Raw genomic sequence first — 23,828 nt, forward strand, 5'->3', positions numbered from 1 at the left:
GACACCCCGTCCGGCCGGCCCTGGAGGGTCGCGGCCGGCGTGTGATAATCCCGTTTCTTTCTGTTACCGAATCCACCGGAGTCAAGCAATGTCCGACCTCACCAACAACGGCGCCGCGGCGCCGGCCGACGCCGCGGCCGGTCCCGCCTTCACCATCGAGAAGATCTACGTCAAGGACGTGTCCTTCGAGTCCCCCAACGCGCCGTCGGTGTTCAACGACAACGCGCAGCCGGAACTGCAGCTCAACCTCAACCAGCGCGTGCAGCAGCTGAACGAGCAGGCCTTCGAAGTCGTGCTGGCCGTGACCCTGACCTGCAACGCCGGCGGCAAGACCGCCTACGTCGCCGAAGTGCAGCAGGCCGGCGTGTTCGGCCTGGTCGGCCTGGACCCGCAGGCGGTGGACGTGCTGCTCGGCACCCAGTGCCCGAGCATCCTGTTCCCGTACGTGCGTTCGCTGGTCAGCGACCTGATCCAGGCCGGCGGCTTCCCGCCGTTCTTCCTGCAGCCGATCAACTTCGAGGCCCTGTACGCCGAGACCCTGCGCCAGCGCGCGCAGCAGGGCGAGGGCCAGTCGCTGGCCGATTCGGAGCCGGCCGGCAACGCCTGAGCGCGTTCGCCGTTGCGCATGCGCGATAACGCCAAGAAGAAGATCGCCGTCCTCGGCGCCGGCTCCTGGGGCACGGCGCTGGCGTCGCTGACCGCACGGCACGGGTATCCGACCGTGCTGTGGGGTCGCGACGCCGTGGTCGCCGAGGCCATCGGGCAGCGCCACGAAAACCCGCGCTATTTGCCGGGAATCGCGCTGCCGGAGGGCCTGCAGGCCACCACCGACCTGGCGGCGGCCATCGACGGCGCCGACTGGATCCTGGTGGTGGTGCCGTCGCATGCGTTCACCGATACCCTGCAGCAACTGGCGCCGCTGCGCCCGGCGCAGGCCGGCGTGGCCTGGGCGACCAAGGGCTTCGAGCCCGGGTCCGGGCGGTTCCTGCACGAGGTGGCGCAGGAGATCCTCGGCGAGGACGTCCCGCTGGCGGTGGTCACCGGCCCGTCCTTCGCCAAGGAAGTGGCCCTGGACCTGCCGACTGCGGTGACCGTGCACGGCGATGCCGCGTTCGCGCAGCAGGTCGCCGACGCCATGCACGGCCCGACCTTCCGCGCCTATACCGGCGACGACATGGTCGGCGCCGAGCTGGGCGGGGCGATGAAGAACGTGCTGGCAGTGGCCACCGGCGTGGCCGACGGCATGGAGCTGGGCCTCAACGCCCGCGCCGGCCTGATCACCCGCGGCCTCAACGAGATGCTGCGGCTGGCCGCGGCGATCGGCGCCAAGCCGGAAACCCTGATGGGCCTGGCCGGGCTCGGCGACCTGGTGCTCACCTGTACCGGCGACCTGTCGCGCAACCGCCGGCTGGGTCTGGCGCTGGGTCGCGGGCAGCCGCTGCAGGAAGCGGTGCGCGCGATCGGCCAGGTGGTCGAGTCGGTGCAGACCGCCGACGAGGTGATGCGCCAGGCCGAGCGCCACGGCATCGACCTGCCGATCTCCAACGCGGTGCGTGCGGTCCTGCACGGCGAACTGACCCCGGCGGTGGGACTGCAACAGTTGCTGGCGCGCGAGCAGAAGCCCGAGTACCCGACCACGCTGTTCAGTTGATCCGGCCCGTTGCCGGACACGAAAACGCCCGGCCTGGCCGGGCGTTTTCGTGTCCGCGCGTCGGCGTGTCATCGACCATGGCCGGATCGACAGGCAAAAAAAAGCCCGGTCGTGGGACCGGGCTTTCCGAACCGCGCGCGGCGGGAGAGAACGACGCGCGCAGTGCTAGGCAACGCTTACCAGCTGAAGCGCGGGCCGACGAACCATTCCTTGTCGCCGTGGCGGTCCATCTTCAGGTCGGCGCTCAGGCCCCAGTTCTGGTTCAGCTTGGCCTGCGCGCCCAGACGGCCGTAGAACTGGCCTTCCGGATTGATGCCGTCCTTCTTCGCGTAGTCCTCGTAGCCGCCCAGCGCATAGACTTCCAGGTACGGGTTGAACGCGGTGCGGATACCCGCTTCGGCGCTCCAGCCGTTGAACTTGGTGCCGTATTCCGGGTCGAAACGGTTGTAGGCCACGCGGGTCACCAGGTCGGTGCTGGTCGCGATCTCGTGGTTGTAACCGGCGCCGATGCGCCACTGGTCGACGCGCACGTCGCCGAAGTCGGTCTTCTGGCGGTTGAAGTCGCCGAACACGCTGAAGTTCGGGTGGAACGCGTAGGAACCCTTGACAGCCCAGCCGTCGGCATCGCCGCCGCTGGCGTCGGTCTTGACGTAGCCGCCCTCGACATAGTTGTAGGAAAGGCCTTCGGCAGCCGAAGCGGCGAACGGCAGGGTGGCCAGGAGGCCGAGAGCAAGCAGAGAGGTCTTCATAATCGGGTACCTTCGTTATTAGGTTTGTCGGCGCTGAGGCGTGGGGCCGTTCGCTGCCGATATGTAAATTATCCGTTAGTGACCCGAACTCGCCCTGAATCCCGAACTGACTAGTCCATAAATTAAACGCCGTGTTCAGGCGTTTGCGACGCATTGTTGTGATGCGCGCCGTTGCATTTCAGCAACAGGAATTTCAGGACCGTCAGCACAGGTGGCGATGCCCAGCGCACCCGGTCGGCACGCTACAGCGCGGCGAGCGTCTCGATCGCCGCGCGGACGCGCTGCCTGTCCATGGGCACGACCGAGCGGTGGATCGTCGCGCCTTCGATGAAGGCATCGATGGCGGCGGATGCGGCGATGGAGAAATGCGTTTCCAGCGCGGCCCGGCTCCTGGCCATCCACTGCTGCATGATCGCGGTCAGCGCCGGGTGCCGGCGGGCGAAGGCATACAGTTCGTAGCTCAGCAGCAGCACTCGCGGCGACGCCGTTCCCTCGGCGAAGATGATGTTCACCACCGCGTCCAAGGCCTGCGCGTGGTTCTGCGCGGCGCGGATTTCGGCGGCGAAGTCGGTGGACACCTCCTGGGAAAACCGGGTGAACGCCGCCACCAGCAGCTCGTGCATCGAACCGAAGTAATAGGTGGTGGCGCTCAGCGGAACACCGGCCTCCGCAGCCACCTTGCGGAAGGTGGTGCCGGCGACGCCGTGGTCCAGGATCACCCGCAGCGCGGCCTGCTCGATCGCTTCCTTCCGATGCGGATCCTGGCGCCAGGTCCTGCCGCTCATGCCTGTCCAACGCTGTCTCGACCAAGGCCGATGATCGCAGGTCGCGGTTGACGCCTCAATTGGTACGGATGTACAAATTCGCCGATGAGGTCGACGAAGGCCATCGCCGCGATGGCGCCTCGCAACCAACGACGTGAGGAGCGGCGCGATGGCCAATGGCGGAGAGCGGGACGTGGATATCGGGCGCCGGGCGACCGTGGGCGGGCTCGCCGCTGGTGGCGTGGTGCTGGCCACCGGGGTGCACGCCGCCGCGCCCGCCGGCTGGGAGGCCGGCACCTGGCTCAATGCGCCAAAGGTCCATCGGATCCTGCCGGGCGGCGTGCTCGACGTGGTCACCGACAAGGGCAGCGATTTCTGGCGCGAAACCCATTACGGGTTCACCCGCGACAGCGGGCATTTCCTCGGCATCGCCGCACCCGCGCGCTTCACCTGCCAATTGCGCGTGCGCGGCAAGTTCGAGCAGCTCTACGATCAGGCCGGCCTCATGGTGCGGGTCGACGAGCGTCGCTGGGTCAAGGCCGGCATCGAACTGAGCGACGGGCGGCCGATGCTCAGCAGCGTATTGACCGACGGTCGTTCGGACTGGGCCACCGGCCCGTACGAAGCGGACGCGTCGGATTTCTGGATGCGTGCCACCGTGGACAAGGGCGTGCTGCGCCTGCAGGTCTCGCGCGACGGCAAGTACTGGCCGTTGGTGCGGCTGTGCCCGTTTCCGGTTGCGCCCTCCTACCTCGTCGGCCCGATGACGTGCACGCCGGAGCGCGAGGGCTTGAACGTCCGCTTCTCCGATTGGCGGCTGGGGCCGCCGCTGGGCAAGGACCTGCACGATCTGTCCTGACGCCTGCAGTGCCGCAGCGCAGGCCGGATTGGCGATACAGCGATAGAGCCTCGATGGCGTTGCCAGGCGCTGCGCGCCACGCGCTCACTCGGCGCCGGGAAAGCCCAGTTGTCGCCACGCCTCGAACACCACCACCGCGACCGCGTTGGACAGGTTGAGGCTGCGGTTGTGCGGCTGCATCGGCAGGCGCAGGCGCTGCGCGTCGGGCACCTGTTCCAGCACGGTGTCCGGCAGGCCGCGGGTTTCCGGGCCGAACAGGAAGGCGTCGCCGTCGGCGAAGACGGGCGTGTCGTAGCGGGTGCTGCTGCGGGTGCTGAGGGCGAACAGGCGGCGCGGCGCGATGGCCTGCAGGGCCGCTTCCAGCGATGCGTGGACCTGCAGTCGAGCGTATTCGTGATAGTCCAGGCCGGCGCGCTTGAGCTGACGGTCGCCGAGGTCGAAGCCCAGCGGCTCGATCAGGTGCAGTTGCGCGCCGGTATTGGCGCAGAGCCGTATGACGTTGCCCGTGTTGGGCGGAATCTCGGGCTGGTACAGCAGAACGTGCAGCGTTGGGGTCGCGATCATCGGCGCAGTGTACGCGCCGGCGCGGAGGCCTTGCTGCCGATTCAGCGGATCAGGCCGACCGCCATGTCCTGGCTCAGCTTCTGCAGGCTCGGCTGCAGCTGCAGCATCGCGCTATCCAGCGTCTCGCCGACCACGTCGCCGATCGCCAGCATGCTGCCCATGTCCGCATCCGGACGCACCTGCACGGTGGCCAGGGTGACCACGTGCTGGCCGGCGGCCTGCGCGAGGTCGCGTTTGGCGACCTGCTCGGCCGACGGGCGCACCTGCACCACGGCCAGGGTGGTGATGCCGCTGGACAGTTCGGCGTCGCGCTGGGCGATCTGCTCGGCGGAGGGGCGCACCTGCACGGCGGCCAGGGTGGCGATGCCGCTGGTTTGTTCGATGTTGCGCTGGGCGATCTGCTCGGCCGACGGGCGCACCTGCACGGCATCGAGGGTGGTGATCTGCGTGGCGGCGAAGGACGGCGCGGCGAACAGGGCGGCGATGGCGGCGGTCAGGAGCAGGGTGGTGGTCTTCATGGTGGGCCTCGTTGGTGTATTTGATCAGTGGTGTGGTAGTAATGTAGTACACCTAATCAGGGGTTGCAAGGGATTTTTTGCTTCTTGCAGTATCATTAAGCTTGCATTCACTTACTTGCGGTGTCTTTCGCGTTCGAGGATGTGTAAGCAGGCCGCGTGCCAACTCCAAGTTGCTGTATTTGCAAGGGAATTTGTTCTGGCAAAGTGTCCGCGGGCGGACACCCGGGCGCTCGCGTACGCCGGACACGGACACGCGGCGCCGTCCGCGGCGGCAGCCGACCCGATGGGGGCGCGGTTGCGACACCTTTGAAAAGGACGTCAGCGACAACGGCGGACTGCGCGCCGTGCGGTACGCCCGGTACGATCGGCGTTCACCGGCTGTTTCACTGGCCCCAAGGAAGAAGGATCCGCATGACTGTCTCGACACGCCCGCGTGGCGCCCTGCTGGCCGTTGCCCTGTCCGCCGCGCTCGGCGCACTGAGCTACGCGCCGCCTTCGACGGCGGCCAAGCCCGCCGCCGCCACGTCGGTGGATATCGCCTACGAACAATTCACCCTGCCCAATGGGCTGCGGGTGGTGGTGCACACCGATCGCAAGGCGCCGATCGTGGCGGTCAACCTCTGGTACCACGTGGGCGCCAAGGACGAGCCGGCCGGGCGTACCGGGTTCGCGCATCTGTTCGAGCACCTGATGTTCCAGGGCAGCGAAAACCACCACGGCGAGTTCTTCGAGCCCTTCAAGCAGGTCGGCGTCACCGACCAGAACGGCACCACCAACAGCGACCGCACCAATTACTTCGAGACCGTGCCGACCACTGCGCTGGACATGGCGCTGTGGATGGAGTCGGACCGCATGGGCCACCTGCTCGGCGCCATCGACCAGGCCGCGCTGGACGAACAGCGCGGGGTGGTGCAGAACGAGAAGCGCCAGGGCGAGAACCAGCCGTACGGCCAGGCCTGGAGCCGGCTGAGTCGCGCGCTGTACCCGGCCGGCCACCCGTACCACCACACCGTCATCGGCTCGATGAACGACCTCAATGCGGCCTCGCTGGCCGACGTGAAGCAGTGGTTCCGCACCTGGTACGGACCCAACAACGCGGTGCTGGTGCTGGCCGGCGACATCGACGTGGCCACGGCCAAGGAGAAGGTGACGCGCTACTTCGGCGACATCCCGGCCGGCCCGACCATGGCCCAGCCCAAGGTCGACGTGGCCCAGCGCAGCCAGTCCAGCCGCGAGACCATGACCGACAAGGTGCCGCAGACGCGGATCTATCGTGTCTGGAACGTGGCGCAGACCGGCACCGAGGATGTCGATCGCCTGCAACTGCTGGCGCAGGTGCTGGGCGGCGCCAAGTCCTCGCGGCTGGACCGGCGCCTGGTCCACCAGGACAAGCTGGTCGACCAGATCAGCGCCTCGGTCTGGGCGTCGCAGCTCGGCTCCGGCTTCGGCATCATCGCCATGGTCAAGCAGGGCGTGGACCCGGCCAGGGTCGAGGCGGCGATCGACGAGGAAGTGCGCCGGCTGCTGGACAAGGGGCCGGACAAGGCCGAATTGGCGCGCGCCAAGACCGCCTTCCGCGCCGGCTTCATCCGCGGCGTCGAACGCATCGGCGGCTTCGGCGGCAAGGCCGACGTGCTGGCCGAGTGCGCGGTGTATACCGGCGACCCCGGCTGCTTCCGTACCTCCCTGGCGACCATCGCCTCCACCCGTCCGCGCGATCTCACCACGGTCGGCCGCAAATGGCTGGGCAAGGGCGACTACACCTTGCTGGTGCAGCCGGGCGAGCGCGTGGCGCTGGCCGAGGAGCCGACCGTGCAGCCGGCGCCGCTGAATCCGCCGCCGGTCGATCCCAAATACAGTGCGTTGCCCAGCGTGGTCGACCGCAGTGCCGGCCCGCCCAAGACAACCCAGTTCCCGCAGCTGAAGTTCCCGGCGCTGCAGCGCGCCACGCTGAAGAACGGCAGCACGGTGATCCTGGCCGAGCGCCACGACGTGCCGGTGGTGCAGTTCAGCTACGAATTCAAGGGCGGGTACAGCGCCGACCAGGGACGCAAGCCGGGCACGGCCAGTTTCGCCATGGGCATGCTCGACGAGGGCGCCGGCGACCGCGATGCGTTGGCGTTCGCCGATGCGGCCGAGGCCCTGGGCGCGTCGCTGTCCGCTGGCGCCTCGCTGGACGGCAGCAATGCCTATCTGTCGGCGCTGAAGGAGAATCTGGCGCCGTCGCTGGCGCTGTATGCGGACATGCTGCGGCGGCCGCGCTTCGCGCCGAACGAGATCGAGCGGATCCGCGCCAGCTGGATCGCCGGTATCCGCCAGGAGAAGGCCCAGCCCAACGGCGTGGCGATGCGGGTGCTGCCGCCGCTGCTGTACGGCGCCGGCCATCCGTACGCGATCCCGTTCAGCGGCACCGGCACCGAGCCGGCGATCGCGGCGCTGCAGCGCGAGGACCTGGTCGACTTCCACCGCGACTGGGTACGCCCGGAGAACGCCACCCTGATCGTGGTCGGCGATACCACCCTGGGCGAGATCGTGCCGCTGCTGGACGCGCAGTTCGGCGACTGGAAGGGCGAGGGGGCGACGCCGTCGGTGCCGGTCCCGGCCACGGTGGCAAGGCCGGGCAAGCCGCGCGTGTACCTGATCGATCAGCCCGGCGCGGTGCAGGCCAACCTGTTCGCCTCGGAGCTGGTGCCGCCGACCACCGACCCCGCCGCGGTCCGCTTCGACATGGCCAACGGCGTGATCGGTGGCGACTTCACCTCGCGCCTGAACATGAACCTGCGCGAGAACAAGCATTGGTCCTACGGCGCGCGCAGCGGCGCGGCCAGCGCGCTCGGCCAGCGGCCGTGGACCGCCTCGGCGCCGGTGCAGATCGACAAGACCGCCCCGGCGCTGCAGGAGATGTCCAGGGAGATCAGCGCCTTCGCCAATGGCAAGGCGCCGCCGACGGCGGAGGAGGTGGCGCGGATCCGCAACATCCAGACCCTGAGCCTGCCCGGCGCCTACGAGACCGCCAGCTCGGTGATGGGCGCGATCGGCGGCATCGTCCGCTACGGCCGCCCCGACGACTACGTGTTCAAGCGCAAGGCCGAGATCGAGGCGATGACCCCGGCGCAGGTGCGCGAGGCGGCGTCGATGCTCGACCCCAACAGCCTGACCTGGGTGGTGGTGGGCGACCTCAAGCAGATCGAGGCGCCGGTGCGCGCGCTGAAGCTGGGCGAGGTCACGGTGATCGATGCCGATGGGGTGCCGCAGGGCGGGGTGGCGAAGCCGACAGGACGCTGATCCGGGTGGGCGCGCGTCGGCAATGGCCGGCGCGCGCTGCTCGTGGACGCTGGGGGGCCGATCGTGTCATGGCCGATTCAGCGTTTTGCGGCACAATCCGGATTCACCCGCCAATGGCCCACTCCATGCGTCTACCGATCGCCCTCGCCTTGCTCGCCACGCTCGCCGGCTGCACCTGGGTGCCGATGGCGCCGGAAGGCAAGGGGGTACGGGTGCTGCCCCCGGGGCAGGCCGCCAGCGGCTGCGAGAAGCGCGGCGAGGTGGTGGTGTCGGTGAAGAGCAGCGTCGGCTTCTACCAGCGCAACCCGCTGCGGGTGCGCGAGGAACTGGAAACCCTGGCCCGCAACGAGGCCCCCGGCGTGGGCGCCAACACCGTGCAGGCGATGGGTGACCCGGTCGACGGCGACCAGCGCTTCACCGCCTACCAGTGCGGCGGCCGCTGAACCGCTCAGACCATACGCTTTCCGCGGATTTGTTAAAGATGCGGTAAACCCCCGCAACCGCTAGAATTGGCGCCCCCTCGCCTGACCCTGGCGTACACCTCGATGCTCTTCAACAACGTCTCCATCGCGGGACTGGCGCACATCGATGCGCCGCACACGCTCACCTCCAAGCAGATCAACGAGCGCCTGCAGCCGACCTACGACCGGCTCGGGATTCGCGCCGACGTGCTCGGCGACATCGCCGGCATCCACGCGCGGCGCATGTGGGATCAGGACATGCAGGCCTCCGACGCGGCGACGCTGGCGGCGCGCAAGGCGATGAGCGATGCCGGCATCGAGGCCGGGCAGATCGGGCTGCTGGTCAACACCTCGGTCAGCCGCGACTACCTGGAGCCGTCCACCGCCAGCATCGTCTCGGGCAACCTGGGCGTGAGCGAGCAGTGCATGACCTTCGACGTCGCCAACGCCTGCCTGGCCTTCATCAACGGCATGGACATCGCGGCGCGGATGATCGAGCGCGGCGAGATCGACTACGCGCTGGTGGTCGACGGCGAAACCGCCAACCTGGTGTACGAGAAGACCCTGGAGCGGATGACCTCGCCGGACGTGACCGCCGACGAGTTCCGCGACGAGCTGGCCGCGCTGACCCTGGGCTGCGGCGCCGCGGCCATGGTGATGGCCCGCGCCGAACTGGTGCCGGACGCGCCGCGCTACCGCGGCGGCGTGACCCGCTCGGCGACGCAGTGGAACACCCTGTGCCGGGGCAACCTGGACCGGATGGTCACCGATACCCGCATGTTGCTGATCGAAGGCATCAAGCTGGCGCAGAAGACCTTCGCCGCCGCGCGCCAGGCGCTGGGCTGGGCGGTGGACGAACTGGACCAGTACGTCATCCACCAGGTCAGCCAGCCGCACACCCAGGCCTTCATCAAGAACTTCGGCATCGACCCGAAGAAGGTGATGACCATCTTCGGCGAACACGGCAACATCGGCCCGGCCAGCGTGCCGATCGTGCTGAGCAAGCTGCGCGAGCTGGGCCGCCTGAAGAAGGGCGACCGGATCGCCCTGATGGGCATCGGCTCGGGCCTGAACTGCTCGATGGCCGAGGTGGTCTGGTAAGCGGCAGCGCCGGAGAGGCGCGCAATTTTCCTTGCGCGCCGTATTTGGGTGTTTAGAAAGAAATTTGTTAGATTTCTTTCCTAAGAGCCGTCTCCGGCCACGGCAAGGATTGCCCGATGTCGCTTCGACGCTATACCGGACATTACGTCCCCGGATCGCTGGCCGGCAGCCGCTACCAGGCGTTCGTCCCTGACCCGCTGCCGCCCGAGCCGCCGCTGCAGTTGGCGGCGCCGCCGCTGATCGCGCGCAAGGAACAGGCCGACCAGGCGCTGGGCCGGCTGGATGGCATCACCCTGATGCTGCCGGACCCGGAACTGTTCCTCTATCACTACGTGCGCAAGGAAGCAGTCCTGTCCTCGCAGATCGAGGGCACGCAGTCGTCGCTGTCCGATCTGCTGCTGTTCGAGCTGGACGAGGCGCCGGGCGTTCCTCTGGACGACGTGGAGGAAGTCTCCAACTACGTCGCCGCGTTGAACCACGGGCTGCGGCGCTTGCGCCAGGACGACTTCCCGCTGTCGCTGCGGCTGATCCGCGAAATGCACGCGCTGCTGCTGCAAGGCGGGCGTGGCGCCGGCAAACGTCCGGGCGAATTCCGTTCTGGCCAGGTCTGGATCGGCGGCGCCTCGCCAGCGTTGGCGCGTTTCGTGCCGCCGCCGCCGGAAGCGCTGGATGCGGCGCTGGCCGCCTTCGAGCGCTTTCTGCATGCGCCGGGCCACGACGTCTCGCCGCTGGTCAAGGCGGCTCTGGCACATGTGCAGTTCGAAACCATCCATCCCTTCAGCGACGGCAACGGCAGGCTGGGCCGGCTGTTGATTGCGTTGATCCTGTGCAACGAAGGGGTGCTGCGCGCGCCCAGCCTGTATCTGAGTCTGTTCTTCAAGCGCCATCGCGCACGCTACTACGAGCGCCTCAACGCGGTACGCACCGAGGGCGACTGGGAGGGCTGGCTGGACTTCTTTCTTGAGGGCGTGGCGGACACGGCGCAACAGGCGGTGTCCACCGCGCAGCGCCTGCTGGCGCTGTTGGCGGTCGACCGCGCACGCATTGCCAGGTTGGGAACGCGTGCGGGCAATGTCGGCCTGGTGTTCGAGCAGTTCGCCCGTCGTGTGCTGCTGGGCGTGCCGCAGGTCCAGCCGCATCTGCCGCTCAGCGCGCCGACGATCCGTGCCGCCATCCGCACCCTGCAGGATCTGGACATCGTCAACGAACTCACCGGGCAGCAGCGGCACCGCGTGTTCGCCTATCAGGCTTATCTGGACATCCTCAGCGAGGGTGCGCAGCCGCTATGAGTCCCCTGGTGCCCGACGCCGACGGCAAGGCACCATGCGCGGCGGCGGCGCCGTCTTCTTCCTTCTCCACATCGCATCGGTCCCTCGCATGAACTACCCCGGCTACCCCTTCACCCCGCAGCGCTTCCAGGTCCGCCCGGGGCTGCACATGTCCTATCTCGACGAAGGCCCGCGCGAGGGCGAGGTGGTGCTGATGCTGCACGGCAACCCGTCGTGGAGCTATCTGTGGCGCACGCTGGTGAGCGGGTTGTCGGACCGCTATCGCTGCATCGTGCCCGACCACATCGGCATGGGCCTGTCGGACAAGCCGGACGATGCGCCGGGCGCGCAGCCCGGTTACGAGTACACCCTGCAATCGCGCGTGGACGACCTGGATGCGCTGCTGCGGCATCTGCGCATCGACGGGCCGGTGACGCTGGCGGTGCACGACTGGGGCGGCATGATCGGCTTCGGCTGGGCGCTGCCGCATCACGCGCAGGTGCGGCGCCTGGTCATCACCAATACCGCGGCGTTCCCGCTGCCGGCGGCCAAGCCGATGCCGTGGCAGATCGCGATGGGCCGGCATTGGCGCATGGGCGAGTGGTTCATCCGCACCTTCAACGCGTTCTCCTCGGGCGCGTCGTGGCTGGGCGTGTCGCGGCGCATGCCCGCCGATGTGCGCCGCGCCTACGTGGCGCCGTACGACAGCTGGGCCAATCGCATCTCCACCATCCGCTTCATGCAGGACATCCCGCTGTCGCCGGCGGACAAGGCCTGGTCGCTGCTGGCGCGGGCCGAGCAGGCGCTGCCGTCGTTCGCCGACCGCCCGGCCTTCATCGGCTGGGGCCTGCGCGACATCTGCTTCGACCATCATTTCCTGGAGGGCTTCCGCCGCGCGCTGCCGCAGGCGGAGGTGATGGCCTTCGAGGACGCCAACCATTACGTGCTGGAAGACAAGCACGAGGTGCTGGTGCCGGCGATCCGCCGCTTCCTGGACGCGCATCCGCTGTCCTGAACACGCACGCGCGCACGCGATGCGGCGTGCCGTTTTCGCTGTATCGGCGCGCATGCCACGAGCAGGGCATGGCCATGCGGTGATGTGGGAGGGGCGTCGCCGCTGCGCCTTGGATCGTCTACACCGGCGCACGCAAACTGTTACCGATTGCCGTGATGCAATAGTGCTGGCTAGGTACAGTCGCCGCCGACGTGCGCGTCGCGCGGAAGCGGACGCTGCACGCAATCGGACAGGAGACAGAGAGTGAAAGCGATGGCGATGGCGATGCTGCTGACCGCGATGAGCGTGCCCGGCGCGCATGCGGAAGACCTGACGACGTCCGCGGACGGCAAGACGCTGACGGTGGGATTCGGCCAGCCTACCTGGAAGCAGGTACTGCACTACCGCAAGCTGTACGACAAGAAGCCGTTTCCCGATGCGGAGATCTATTACTACAGCAACGGCATGTACAAGATCATCTCGCAGGGCGAGAACCACTACGGCGTGTACGTGCTGCAGGGCAGCTTCGACGACCAGACCTATACGATCCGCTTCATCTCGCTGCCGTCCGAGGACTGGGGCAACAAGACCGCTTTCCATCAATTGACCTTCATTCGCGGCGAGGACAAGAACGTCTTCATCCAGAACGCGATCGTCGACACCGGCGAGGCCATCGCCCAGCAGAACGGCACCTACACGCTGGAAAAGAACGCCGTGACCAATCCGGTGCCGACTGCCTGGAAGCATCGCTGAGTCGATGCGGACGCGGCGTGCGTTACGCCGCTCGTCGAATGCCACCAGGCTAGGCATTTGCATAGCTTCTCGTATCTTCGTAGGAGCGGCTCTTGTCCCCTTTTGTGGGATCAGCCGCGACAGGCGTCACCGGTAAATCCGATCGCGACTGATCCCACAAAAAGGGAACAAGATCCGCCCCTACGGCCTCCCTGCCGCGCTGGTAGCGCCGCCGCTCAGGCGTCCGGCAGATTACGTTCGACCACCCCGTCCCAGTCGGCTGCGGTCAGCAGCGGCAGCCCATGCGCCAGGCGCGATTTGTCGCATTGCGCGCTGCGTTCGCCGAATTCCAGCGAGGCCGGCACCGCCGCGCACACAGACGGCCGCCGCTCGTGGATGCTGCAGCGGCTGTAGCGGCCGATGTCGGCGTCCAGGGCGATGCAGCGCGGCTGCGCCTGCGAGGTGCCGCGCATCACCCGCTCATGGGTGCGCAGCGGCTCGGTCAGCTCGAATGGGACCCTGCCACCCAGTGCGGGATCGGCTTCGCTCCAGTGGAAACTGACGCGGAAGTAGGCGCAGCAGGCGCCGCAGGTGAGGCAGGGATGGGACATGGCGGCCGGGCCTTGCGCGGCGAACAGCGGTGGGGGGCGCGGCATTCTGACCGAACCGCGGCACGCTGCAAGCACGCCGGCATTCAGCCGTGGCCGCGGGCGACGGGAGGTCGTCGGCCATAGCCCGGCGCTTCGGCGATAATCGACCCATGACCACGACCTGCAACATCGCGGCCACGCTGCCGCGGCTGGCGCGCGAGCGCCCGGACCAGATCGCCATGCGCTGCCCCGGCCGGCCCGGTGCCGGCGGCATGGCCGCCTACGACGTGACCCTGAGCTACGCGCAGCTGGACGCGCGCAGCGATGCCATCGCCGCCGGCCTGGGCGGCTATGGCATCGGCCGCGGCACCCGCACCGTGGTGATGGTGCGGCCATCGCCGGAGTTCTTCCTGCTGATGTTCGCGCTGTTCAAGGCCGGTGCGGTGCCGGTGCTGGTCGATCCGGGCATCGACCGGCGCGCGCTCAAGCAATGCCTGGACGAGGCGCAGCCGGAGGCCTTCATCGGCATTCCACTGGCGCAGCTGGCGCGGCGTCTGCTCGGCTGGGCGCGCTCGGCGAAACGGATCGTCACCGTCGGCCGGCGCTGGGCCTGGGGCGGGACCACGCTGGCGCGGATCGAGCGCGCCGGCCAGGGCGCCGGCAGCCAGCTGGCCGACACGGACGCGGACGACGTCGCCGCGATCCTGTTCACCAGCGGCTCCACCGGCGTGCCCAAGGGCGTGGTCTACCGGCACCGCCATTTCGTCGGCCAGATCGAGCTGATGCGCAATGCCTTCGACATGCTGCCCGGCGGGATCGACCTGCCGACCTTCCCGCCGTTCGCGCTGTTCGACCCGGCGCTGGGGCTGACCTCGGTGATCCCGGACATGGATCCGACGCGTCCGGCCAAGGTCGATCCGCGCAAGCTGCACGATGCGATGCAGCGCTTCGGCGTGACCCAGCTGTTCGGCTCGCCAGCGTTGATGCGGGTGCTGGCCGACTACGGCAAGCCCCTGACCAACGTGCGCTGCGCCACCTCGGCCGGCGCGCCGGTGCCGCCGGACGTGGTGGCGCGGATCCGCAGTCTGCTGCCGGAGGACGGACGCTTCTGGACGCCGTATGGCGCCACCGAATGCCTGCCGGTGGCGGTGATCGAGGGCCGCGAGCTGGAGGACACGCGCGCGGCCACCGAGAACGGCGCCGGTACCTGCGTCGGCACGGTGGTGCCGCCCAACGAGGTGCGCATCATCGCCATCGACGACGCCGCGATTCCCGAGTGGAGCGGCGTGCGCGAAGTCCCGGTGGGCACGGTCGGCGAGATCACCGTGGCCGGCCCGACCGCCACCGACACCTATTTCAACCGCGACGCGGCCACGCGCCTGGCCAAGATCCGCGAACGCCTGGACGATGGCAGCGAACGCATCGTGCACCGCATGGGCGATGTCGGCTATTTCGATGCGCAGGGTCGCCTTTGGTTCTGCGGGCGCAAGACCCAGCGCGTGGAAACGGCGCAGGGGCCGCTGTACACCGAACAGGTGGAGCCGATCTTCAACGCACTGCCGGGCATCGGCCGCACCGCCCTGGTCGGCATCGGCGAGCCGGGGCAGCAACGCCCGGTGCTGTGCTACGAGTTGGACAGCATGGCCTGGATGGCGAGCCAACTGGAACTGGACGAACTGCTCGCGCAACTGCGCGCCACCGCCGCTGCGCATCCGCACACGGCCGGCATCGTCGACTTCCTTGGCCATCCGGGGTTCCCGGTCGACATCCGCCACAACGCCAAGATCGGCCGCGAGAAGCTGGCGCTGTGGGCTGCGGAACAGCGCAAATGACACCGCGCGGCGTGGGGACCGGCGCGCCTGCGCAGCCGGGCGACGTTGGCGCAGCGCGTGGCCGGCCGCAGAATGGCCGCCCTGACAATGGAGGGTGGCGATGAAGATCGTGGTGACGGGCGGTGGTGGGTTCCTGGGCCAGGCGCTGTGCCGCGGGCTGGTCGCGCGCGGGCATCAGGTGGTCAGCTACAACCGTGGCCACTACCCGGAACTGCAGGCGCTGGGCGTGGCGCAGGTGCGGGGCGACCTGGTCGACGCGCAGGCGCTGCAGCATGCGTTGGCCGGGGCCGATGCGGTATTCCACAACGCCGCCAAGGCCGGCGCCTGGGGCAGCTACGACAGCTACTACCAGCCCAACGTGGTCGGCACCGAGAACGTGCTGGCCGCCTGCCGCGCGCAAGGCGTCGGACGCCTGGTCTACACCTCCACGCCGAGCGTGACCCACCGCGCCACCCACCCGGTCGAAGGCCTGGGCGCGGACCAGGTGCCTTACGGCGAGGATTTCCAGGCGCCGTATGCGGCGACCAAGGCGATCGCCGAGCGCATGGTGCTGGCCGCCAACGACGCGCAACTGGCGGTGGTGGCGCTGCGCCCGCGGCTGATTTGGGGGCCGGGCGACAACCAGATCCTGCCCAAGCTGGTGGCGCGCGCGCAGGCCGGGCGCGTGCGCCTGGTCGGCGGCGGCGACAACAAGGTCGATTCCACCTACATCGACAACGCCGCGCAGGCGCACTTCGATGCCTTCGAGCACCTGGCGGTGGGCGCGCCCTGCGCCGGCAAGGCCTACTTCATCTCCAACGGCGAGCCGTTGCCGATGCGCGAGCTGCTCAACAAGCTGCTGGCCGCCGTCGGTGCGCCGGCGGTGACCAAGACGCTCTCGTTCAAGGCCGCGTACCGCATCGGTGCTGCCTGCGAAACCCTGTGGCCGCTGCTGCGCCTGCGCGGCGAGCCGCCGTTGACGCGGTTCCTCGCCGAGCAGCTGTGCACCCCGCACTGGTACAGCATGGAGCCGGCGCGGCGCGACTTCGGCTACGTGCCGCAGGTGACGATCGAGCAGGGCCTGCAGCGGCTTGCGTCCTCATGGCGCCACGACATGCCCGTCACTCCTTGACGACCCGCGGTTTCCGAAGATGATGCCGCGCCGATTCGGCACGACAACCTTCTGGACATTGCCATGCTGCATTACGCCATCATCTTCTTCGTGATCGCCATCATCGCCGCCGTGCTCGGTTTCAGCGGCATCGCCGGCGCGGCGACCAACATCGCCTGGATCCTGTTCGTGGTGTTCCTGATCCTGGCGGTGATCTCGATGTTCCGCCGCGGCAAGGTGTAGTCCGCCGCGACAATCGAACCTCGATGCTTGCCCGCGGCGCCCTGCGTCGCGGGCAAGTCGTTTCTGGGCCCCGCGCCGCGAGGGCCTGCCGCCCGCAAGCAGCGCGGCGGGGTCGGGCTGGACGTTTCGCCCGGCGCTTGCCACCATCTTCCGCTCAGGGGACAGGGGCGGATCGAATGCGAGCGTGGATTGTGTGGGCAGGCCTTGCGCTTGCGGGGAGCGCGTGCGCGCAGGTGGCGCCGGTGGACCTGGCGCCGTATCTACAGCGCGACCAGTTCGACCGGGTCAAGATCTCCCCGAACGGCGCCTATTACACGGTAATCGCGCCCCTCGAGGACCGCACCGTGCTGGCGGTGATCCGGCGCAGCGACAAGCAGATCTCGGCCAAGATCATGGGCCAGGCCGATTCGGTGGTGCACGATTACTGGTGGGCCAGCGACGAGCGCATCGTGGTGTCGATGGCAGAGCGTCTGGGCGCACTGGACCGCCCGGTGGCGATCGGCCAACTGCATGCCATCGACGCCGACGGCAAGAATGCGCGCTTGCTCGCCAGCCCCTACGGGCTCAACGACAGCGTCAACGGCGTCACCTACAAGGCCGGCCTGGACCCGTCGGTGTTCATGCTCGATACCTTGCCGGACGACCCGCGCGCGGTGCTGGTATCGGTGGTGGAGCAGACCAATGACCCCACCGTGCATGTGGACAGGCTCGACATCTACAACCACCGGCGCACGCCGGTGGCACGCGCCCCGGTGGCGCGTGCGGACTTCGTCACCGACCATGGCGGCCACGTGCGCTTCGCGCAGGGTGCCGAGACCGGCAGCAACGCCAACAAGCTTTTCTACCGCAACGACGACGCCAGTCCCTGGAAGCTGATCAACGACGAGGCCAGCAGCGGACATCGCAGCTTCCCGCTCGGCTTTTCCGCGGACGACAAGATCGCCTACCTGCAGGTGGAGCAGGCCGAGGGGCCCGATGCGGTGGTGGCATGGGATCCGCAGAACGACCGCGCCACGCCGCTGCTGCGCGATGCGAAGGTCAATCCCTACCAGGTGCTGCGCGACCTGGACGGCCGTACGCCGATCGGCGTGTCGTTCATGAGCGACCGCGTGCACAACCGCTTCTTCGACGAGACCGCGCCGACGGCACGGCTGTACCGCGCGCTGGAGCAGGCCTTCAACGGCGATGCGGTGTTCATCACCTCCGCCACTGCCGATCGGCGCCTGCTGATGCTCTATGTGTGGAGCGATCGCAACAACGGCGATTATTTTCTGTTCGACACCGCCGACAAATCGGCCAAGCGGGTCTTCAGCCGGCGCGAATGGTTCGTGCCGGAGCGAATGCCGTCGACCCGCGAGGTGGCGTTCAAGGCTCGGGACGGCATGGCCCTGCATGGCTATCTCACCCTGCCGCTGCAGGCACCGGCCGGCAAGCCGCTGCCGATGGTGTTGCTGCCGCATGGCGGGCCGTTCGGCCTCTTCGATGGCTGGGAGTTCGACGACGATGCGCAGGTGCTGGCCGCGGCCGGCTATGCGGTGTTGCGGGTGAACTACCGCGGCTCCGGCAATTACGGCCGCGCCTATACCCAGGCCGGCGCGCGGGAGTGGGGCGGGCGCATGCAGGACGATCTCACCGATGCCACCCACTGGGCGATCGACCAAGGCATCGCCGACGGTGCGCGCATCTGCATCTACGGCGCCAGCTACGGCGCCTATGCCGCGCTGATGGGCGCGGCGAAGGAGCCGGACCTGTACCGCTGCGCGGCGGGCTACGTCGGCGTCTATGACCTGGAGACGATGTACCGCGACCAGGCCAGGTACGCGCGCTGGACCAAGGCCTGGGCCGGCGACTGGCTGGGCGAACGCGACAGCCTAGCGGCGCGCTCTCCGGTCAATCTGGCCGCGCGCATCCGCGTGCCGGTGTTCCTGGCGGCCGGCGGCAAGGACGAGCGTGCGCCGATCGAACACACCGAGCGCATGGAGAAGGCGTTGAAGAAGGCTGGGGTGCCGGTGGAGTCGTTGTATTTCCCCAACGAGGGCCACGGCTTCTATACCGAGCCGCACCGGCGCGCCTACTACACGCAGTTGCTGGCGTTCCTGAGCAAGAACCTGGGCGGCGCGCAGGCGCAGTAGCGGCGCGCGGCGCAGCGGGCGGGCCATCTGTCTCGCCCCGCGCACGGCCTGGCGACGTGTCTGCCGCTAGAATGCGGGGATGCCTGGATCCCCCCTCGATGCTCTCAAGCCCCTGGCCGGCCGCGCGCTGGAAGCGGCGCTCAATCGCGCGCTGGCGCTGGACCCGGAAACCGGCGAGGCCCTGCGCGACCTCGATGGCCAGCGCGTGGCGCTGACCCTGGAGGCGCCGGCACTGGCCCTGCAGATCCGCGTCGACGGCACGCAGCTGCGGGTTGGGCCGGTGGATCCGGCGCAGGAGCCGGAGCTGGCGGTGCGCAGCACCCTCGGCGGCCTGCTCGCGCAGTTGCCGTTCCTGGCCCAGGCGCGGCGCACCGGCGGCCCCGGCGGGCGGGTGCGGGTTTCCGGCGATGCCGAACTGGCGCGTCGCCTGCAGCAGCTGGCCACGCGCTTCGACCCGGACTGGCAGCGGCCGTTCGTGCAGGTGTTCGGCGAGGTGCTCGGCGTGCAGGTGGCCAATACCGCGCGCTCGGCCCTGCAGCAGGCCCGGCGCAGTGCGCAGGACCTGGCGCAGAGCGCGGCCGAGTATGTGACCGAGGAGTCGCGCGACGTGGTCGCGCGCGCCGAGCTGGAGGCCTTCTACGACGACGTCGACGTGCTGCGCGACGACATCGAACGCCTGGCCGCGCGCGTGGCGCGGCTGCAGCCGGAGCGCGGCGCATGAAGGCGATGTTCCGCGCCAGCCGCATCGGCCGGGTGATCCTGCGCTACCGCCTGGACGACCTACTCGACGGCACCCCGGCAGAACGCTGGTTGCGCCTGGCCAAGCCGTTCGTGCCGCGCGCCAGCCCCGACATCGCCGCGCAGTCGCGCGGCGCCCGGCTCCGTCTGGCGCTGCAGGACCTGGGGCCGATCTTCGTCAAGTTCGGGCAGATCCTCTCCACCCGCCGCGACCTGATGCCGCCGGACGTGGCCGAGGAACTGACCCTGCTGCAGGACCGGGTGCGCCCGTTCGACGGTGAGGCGGCGCGGCGCATCGTCGAGCAGGCGCTGGGCCGGCCGATTGCGGTGGCCTTCGCCAGCTTCGACACCGAGCCGCTGGCCTCTGCCTCGATCGCGCAGGTGCACGCGGCGACGCTGCACGACGGCCGCGAAGTGGTGGTCAAGGTGCTGCGCCCGGACATCGAGCGGCAGATCGATGCCGACATCGCCTTGCTGAAATCGGCCGCCGCGCTGGTCGAGCGCACCCATCCGCGCGCCGACAAGATCCGCCCGCGCGAGGTGGTGGCCGAGATCGAGACCACTCTGGCCGCGGAGCTGGACCTGCAGCGCGAGGGCGCCAACGCCAGCGTGCTGCGCCGCTTCTGGCTGCATTCGGACGACCTGTACGTGCCGGAGGTGATCTGGACCCACACCGCCGAGCGCGCGCTGACCCTGGAGCGGGTGCGCGGCATCCCCTCCGACGACATCGCCTCGCTGGACGCCGCGGGCATCGACCGCCGCGCGCTGGCGGCCAAGGGCGTGCGGGTGTTCTACACCCAGGTGTTCCGCGACAACTTCTTCCACGCCGATGCGCACGCCGGCAACATCTGGGTCGACAGCGACCCGGCGCGCCGCGACAACCCGCGTTTCATCGCGCTGGACTTCGGCATCATGGGCCAGCTCTCGCAGGAAGATCAGTACTACCTGGCCGAGAACTTCATGGCCATCTTCAACAAGGACTACCGGCGCATGGCCGAGCTGCACGTGGAGGCCGGCTGGATGCCCGCCAACGTGCGCATCGACGAGCTGGAGGCGGCGGCGCGCTCGGTGTGCGAGCCGTACTTCACCCGGCCGCTGTCGCAGATCTCGCTGGCCGAGGTGCTGATCAAGCTCTTCCGCGTGGCCCAGCGCTACCAGCTGACCCTGCAGCCGCAGCTGATCCTGCTGCAGAAGACCCTGCTCAACATCGAAGGCGTCGGCCGCCAGCTCGACCCGGAACTGGACATCTGGGCGGTGGCGCGGCCGGTGCTCGAACGCATCCTGATCGAGCGCTACAGCCCGCAGCGGGCGCTGCACGAACTGCGCAAGCGCCTGCCGGAGATCATGACCCACGCGCCGGACATGCCGCGGCTGATCCACGGCTGGCTGCGCCAGCAGGTCGAGGGCCGGCACGAGCTGTCGATGCGCTCGCGCGACCTGTTCGAACTCAACCTGCTGGTGCGGCGCATGCAGCGGCGGGTGGTCGCGGCGATCGCCGGCGTCGGCCTGCTCACCGTGGCCACGCTGCTGTACGCGCTCGACGCCGGCGGGCCGCAGTTGGGCGGCGTGTCGCTGTGGGCCTGGATCAGCGGCGGCGCCGGCACGGCGGCTCTGCTGTCGGCGTGGTGGCGGCGTTGAGCGCGACCGTGCTCGACCGCGCGCGCCTGCAGGCGGTGCGCGATGCGCTCGGCGCGGAAGGTCCGCGCCACGATGCCGGCCAGGCCGAGCGTGCGCAGCGCCTGCTCAACATCACCCCGGAAACCGGCGAACTGCTGGCGGTCCTGGTGCGCGCCACGGGTGCGCAGCGGGTGCTGGAGATCGGCACGTCCAATGGCTATTCCACCCTGTGGCTGGCCGAGGCCGCGGCGGCGCTGGGTGGCCGCGTGACCACGCTGGACTACGCCGCGCACAAGATCGCGCTGGCGCAACGCAACTTCGCCCACGCCGGCGTGGAGGGCTGTGTCGACCTGGTCCACGCCGATGCCGGCGCCTGGCTGGCCGATGCGGCGTCGGCCACGTTCGACCTGGTGTTCCTGGACGCCGAGCGCGCGCTGTATTGCGACTGGTGGCCGCAACTGCGCCGGGTGCTGCGGCCGGGTGGGCTGCTGGTGGTGGACAATGCGCTGTCGCATGCGGCGGAGATGGCGCCGTTCGCCGCGCTGCTGCAGGCCGATGCCGCGTTCACCTGCACCACGTTGCCGGTCGGCAACGGCGAACTGCTGGCGGTCAAGGACGCGTAGCGTCGGCGTTGGCAGATGCGTCTGCGGGTGACGGTGGACATACGCCACAGCGACACGTCATCCAGGCGCGGCATCCCGGTCGCGGATCCGCTGCGATGCAGGCATCTCCGTGCCGGATCGTGCCGACGCATCGCGCGTCTGGACGCAGCCAGGCGATGCGCATTGTGGCGCGCCGATGCGGCACGGATAATCCGCAGGTGAATACCGCCGAAGCCCCTTTGCAGATCCTTTACCAGGACGCGCTGCTCGCCGTGGTCGACAAGCCCGCCCGGCTGATGGTCCACGACAGCAAGCTCGCCCGCGGCGAGGACGACTTCCTCGCCGACCGCCTGCGTGCGCAGCTGGGCCGGCCGATCTTCCTGGTGCACCGGCTCGATCGCGCCACCAGCGGCTGCCTGCTGCTGGCCTTCGACCGCGACACCGCCAGTGCGCTGGGTAAGGCGCTGATGGGGGGCGAGGTGGACAAGGACTACCTGGCGATCTGCCGCGGCTGGCCGGCCGAAGACCGTTTCGACGTCGACCACGACCTCGACGGCGGCCCCGGCAAGCCGCTGAAGAAACCAGCGCAGACCCGCTTCGCGCGCCTGGCCTGCGGCGAACTGCCAGTGCCCTCGGGCGAGTTCGCCACCTCGCGTTATGCGCTGCTGCGCTGCAGTCCGGTGACGGGGCGCTTCCGGCAGATCCGCCGCCATCTCAAGCATCTTTCGCATCACCTGATCGGCGACACCAGCCACGGCGATGGCCGCCACAACCGCATCTTCCGCATGCAGGGCGTGCACCGCATGCTGCTGCACGCCGAACGCCTGGCGTTTCCGCATCCGGACGGACGCCGGATCGCGGTGACCGCGCCGCTGGATGCGGAGTTCGTGCGCGCGTTCGGATTGTTCGGGTGGGATACGGCGCCCTGGCGGGTGGATGCCGCCGGCAGTACGGCCGAATAAGGGCAGGCGGCGCGCCGCATGGCCGGTGTGGCAGCGGCGACGTCGGGGCACCACGAGTAACGACGGAAGCCTCCTGTAGATACCGTCTTCCCCTCTAACAGGCAAGGGCCTTTTGAGGGAGGAAGGGCGTGCGGGATTTGAGCACGCCGTAGGCGATATGCAGCAGCTTGCGCATGGCGGCGCAGATGATCTGCTTGTTGGCCTTGCCGCGTTCGCGCAGGCGTTGTTTGAGCGCGCGCACGACCGGGTTGTGGGTCATGGCGACCAAGGCCGGCAGGAACAGGCCGGCGCGCAGGCGTGGGGAGTCGGTGCGGGAGATGCAGACCTGGCCCTGGCGCTTACCCGACTCCTGCAGCCGTGGATTCAACCCGGCAAAGGCAGTCACCGCCGAGGCGTGAGAGAAGCGCTCCACGTTGCCAAGCTCCGCCAGCAACAACGCTGCGCTCCTGTGGGCAATCCCGTCGATGCTGACCAGCAGCTCGCGCTGCCCGCGCAGGGTCGGATCCTGGTCGATTTGGTCGTCAATGGCCCGTTCGATCTGGGCGATGCTCGCCTGGAGCTGACTGATGATCTCCAGCAGCGAGTCGCGCACCACCGGCGCGGCAACATCCAGGCGATTGCGCTCCATCTGCAGCATCTGCAGCAGGTCGTCCCGGCGGCGCACCAGCGCCTTGAGATGCTTGAGGGCCGGCGGATCGGGCTGCCACGGCCGCAATTGCGACGCATGGCGCAGGCCATAGCTGGCGATCAGCTTGGCGTCGCTCCGGTCGGTCTTGACCCGAGTCAGCTGGCTGCGCGCATACAGCGCCGTCTGCGCCGGGTTGAGGACACACACCCGGTAGCCCAAGGCGTGCACGAACTCGGCCAGCGCCTCGTGGTAGGTGCCGGTGGCTTCCATCACGATCCAGCTGTCCGCCTGCGCGTGGGTCTGCAGCCACGTGCGTAGGGTCTGGAACCCCGTGGGATCGTTCGCAAGCTTGGCTTTGGTGCGGTACTTGCCGTTGGCCAGATCGATGGCCAGATCGAAACTGTGTTTGGCGACGTCGATACCGACGACTGGGGACATGGGGAATTCC

23 protein-coding genes are annotated in these 23,828 nt (G+C 68.9%); 17 read left to right on the plus strand and 6 right to left on the minus strand.

Annotated features, from left to right (window positions below):
* The first annotated feature begins 88 nt into the window (after positions 1–88).
* Both secB and AC1PK7_RS01060 read left to right on the plus strand, forming a co-directional pair.
* A complete protein-coding gene (gene secB, locus AC1PK7_RS01055) occupies positions 89–607 on the plus strand; it encodes a protein-export chaperone SecB (protein WP_010340061.1) in 519 nt (172 codons plus the stop codon).
* 18 nt (positions 608–625) lie between these two features.
* Positions 626–1,651, plus strand: coding sequence for an NAD(P)H-dependent glycerol-3-phosphate dehydrogenase (locus AC1PK7_RS01060; RefSeq protein ID WP_017912148.1), 1,026 nt, complete (start codon positions 626–628; stop codon positions 1,649–1,651).
* Between the two features lie 176 nt (positions 1,652–1,827).
* Here AC1PK7_RS01060 and AC1PK7_RS01065 read toward each other — a convergent pair whose 3' ends face one another.
* Both AC1PK7_RS01065 and AC1PK7_RS01070 read right to left on the minus strand, forming a co-directional pair.
* Positions 1,828–2,400, minus strand: a complete 573-nt coding sequence (locus AC1PK7_RS01065; RefSeq protein ID WP_010340063.1) for an OmpO family porin — start codon at positions 2,398–2,400, stop codon at positions 1,828–1,830.
* Between the two features lie 242 nt (positions 2,401–2,642).
* Complete coding sequence (locus AC1PK7_RS01070; RefSeq protein ID WP_481099574.1) at positions 2,643–3,119, minus strand: TetR/AcrR family transcriptional regulator; 477 nt, start codon at positions 3,117–3,119, stop codon at positions 2,643–2,645.
* 214 nt (positions 3,120–3,333) lie between these two features.
* Here AC1PK7_RS01070 and AC1PK7_RS01075 point away from each other — a divergent pair, with 214 nt between their 5' ends.
* Positions 3,334–4,023, plus strand: a complete 690-nt coding sequence (locus AC1PK7_RS01075) for a DUF1349 domain-containing protein (protein WP_481099575.1) — start codon at positions 3,334–3,336, stop codon at positions 4,021–4,023.
* Between the two features lie 84 nt (positions 4,024–4,107).
* Here AC1PK7_RS01075 and trmL read toward each other — a convergent pair whose 3' ends face one another.
* Positions 4,108–4,587 (minus strand): tRNA (uridine(34)/cytosine(34)/5-carboxymethylaminomethyluridine(34)-2'-O)-methyltransferase TrmL, encoded by a 480-nt coding sequence (gene trmL / locus AC1PK7_RS01080; RefSeq protein WP_481099576.1) that lies wholly within the window; start codon positions 4,585–4,587, stop codon positions 4,108–4,110.
* Between the two features lie 41 nt (positions 4,588–4,628).
* On the minus strand, positions 4,629–5,105 hold the full coding sequence (locus AC1PK7_RS01085; protein ID WP_481099577.1) for a hypothetical protein: 477 nt from the start codon (positions 5,103–5,105) through the stop codon (positions 4,629–4,631).
* 411 nt (positions 5,106–5,516) lie between these two features.
* On the opposite strand from AC1PK7_RS01085, the gene AC1PK7_RS01090 reads away from it, so the two are divergent.
* The 6 genes from AC1PK7_RS01090 to AC1PK7_RS01115 all read left to right on the plus strand — a co-directional run bounded on the left by AC1PK7_RS01090 (position 5,517) and on the right by AC1PK7_RS01115 (position 12,967).
* Positions 5,517–8,390 (plus strand): M16 family metallopeptidase, encoded by a 2,874-nt coding sequence (locus tag AC1PK7_RS01090; RefSeq protein WP_481099578.1) that lies wholly within the window; start codon positions 5,517–5,519, stop codon positions 8,388–8,390.
* Between the two features lie 125 nt (positions 8,391–8,515).
* On the plus strand, positions 8,516–8,833 hold the full coding sequence (locus AC1PK7_RS01095) for a DUF4156 domain-containing protein (protein ID WP_019800624.1): 318 nt from the start codon (positions 8,516–8,518) through the stop codon (positions 8,831–8,833).
* A gap of 102 nt (positions 8,834–8,935) precedes the next feature.
* On the plus strand, positions 8,936–9,952 hold the full coding sequence (locus tag AC1PK7_RS01100; RefSeq protein ID WP_010340070.1) for a 3-oxoacyl-ACP synthase III: 1,017 nt from the start codon (positions 8,936–8,938) through the stop codon (positions 9,950–9,952).
* Between the two features lie 116 nt (positions 9,953–10,068).
* Positions 10,069–11,241 carry a Fic family protein gene (locus tag AC1PK7_RS01105; protein WP_481099579.1) on the plus strand — a complete coding sequence of 391 codons (1,173 nt, stop codon included), beginning with the start codon at positions 10,069–10,071 and terminating at the stop codon, positions 11,239–11,241.
* An 88-nt stretch (positions 11,242–11,329) separates the two neighbouring features.
* Positions 11,330–12,235 (plus strand): alpha/beta fold hydrolase, encoded by a 906-nt coding sequence (locus AC1PK7_RS01110; protein WP_481099580.1) that lies wholly within the window; start codon positions 11,330–11,332, stop codon positions 12,233–12,235.
* A gap of 252 nt (positions 12,236–12,487) precedes the next feature.
* Complete coding sequence (locus AC1PK7_RS01115; RefSeq protein WP_481100821.1) at positions 12,488–12,967, plus strand: hypothetical protein; 480 nt, start codon at positions 12,488–12,490, stop codon at positions 12,965–12,967.
* Between the two features lie 215 nt (positions 12,968–13,182).
* Here AC1PK7_RS01115 and AC1PK7_RS01120 read toward each other — a convergent pair whose 3' ends face one another.
* The gene (locus AC1PK7_RS01120) at positions 13,183–13,557 is read right to left on the minus strand and encodes a YkgJ family cysteine cluster protein (protein ID WP_010340074.1); all 375 of its coding nucleotides are present in this window, start codon (positions 13,555–13,557) and stop codon (positions 13,183–13,185) included.
* A gap of 149 nt (positions 13,558–13,706) precedes the next feature.
* Here AC1PK7_RS01120 and oleC point away from each other — a divergent pair, with 149 nt between their 5' ends.
* The 8 genes from oleC to AC1PK7_RS01160 all read left to right on the plus strand — a co-directional run bounded on the left by oleC (position 13,707) and on the right by AC1PK7_RS01160 (position 22,752).
* Positions 13,707–15,368, plus strand: a complete 1,662-nt coding sequence (gene oleC / locus AC1PK7_RS01125) for an olefin beta-lactone synthetase (RefSeq protein WP_481099581.1) — start codon at positions 13,707–13,709, stop codon at positions 15,366–15,368.
* Between the two features lie 100 nt (positions 15,369–15,468).
* Positions 15,469–16,479, plus strand: a complete 1,011-nt coding sequence (gene oleD / locus AC1PK7_RS01130) for a 2-alkyl-3-oxoalkanoate reductase (RefSeq protein WP_481099582.1) — start codon at positions 15,469–15,471, stop codon at positions 16,477–16,479.
* A 63-nt stretch (positions 16,480–16,542) separates the two neighbouring features.
* A complete protein-coding gene (locus AC1PK7_RS01135) occupies positions 16,543–16,701 on the plus strand; it encodes a DUF1328 domain-containing protein (protein ID WP_003468167.1) in 159 nt (52 codons plus the stop codon).
* A gap of 176 nt (positions 16,702–16,877) precedes the next feature.
* Positions 16,878–18,833, plus strand: a complete 1,956-nt coding sequence (locus AC1PK7_RS01140) for an alpha/beta hydrolase family protein (RefSeq protein ID WP_481099583.1) — start codon at positions 16,878–16,880, stop codon at positions 18,831–18,833.
* Between the two features lie 79 nt (positions 18,834–18,912).
* On the plus strand, positions 18,913–19,554 hold the full coding sequence (locus tag AC1PK7_RS01145) for a ubiquinone biosynthesis accessory factor UbiJ (protein WP_209245318.1): 642 nt from the start codon (positions 18,913–18,915) through the stop codon (positions 19,552–19,554).
* Positions 19,551–21,209 carry a ubiquinone biosynthesis regulatory protein kinase UbiB gene (ubiB, locus tag AC1PK7_RS01150; RefSeq protein ID WP_010340081.1) on the plus strand — a complete coding sequence of 553 codons (1,659 nt, stop codon included), beginning with the start codon at positions 19,551–19,553 and terminating at the stop codon, positions 21,207–21,209. The genes AC1PK7_RS01145 and ubiB overlap by 4 nt, the downstream gene beginning before the upstream one ends.
* Positions 21,194–21,811 carry an O-methyltransferase gene (locus tag AC1PK7_RS01155; protein WP_481099584.1) on the plus strand — a complete coding sequence of 206 codons (618 nt, stop codon included), beginning with the start codon at positions 21,194–21,196 and terminating at the stop codon, positions 21,809–21,811. Before ubiB ends, AC1PK7_RS01155 begins: the two co-directional genes overlap by 16 nt.
* A gap of 155 nt (positions 21,812–21,966) precedes the next feature.
* Entirely contained in the window at positions 21,967–22,752 is a 786-nt protein-coding gene (locus AC1PK7_RS01160; protein ID WP_481100822.1) for a pseudouridine synthase, read from the plus strand.
* A gap of 94 nt (positions 22,753–22,846) precedes the next feature.
* On the opposite strand, the gene AC1PK7_RS01165 is transcribed toward AC1PK7_RS01160, so the two are convergent.
* Positions 22,847–23,818: an IS110 family RNA-guided transposase gene (locus tag AC1PK7_RS01165; RefSeq protein WP_481099585.1), complete on the minus strand. Its 972-nt coding sequence runs from the start codon at positions 23,816–23,818 to the stop codon at positions 22,847–22,849.
* Between the last annotated feature and the right edge of the window lie 10 nt (positions 23,819–23,828).

The sequence above is a fragment of the Xanthomonas sp. NCPPB 3174 genome, from assembly GCF_056725205.1.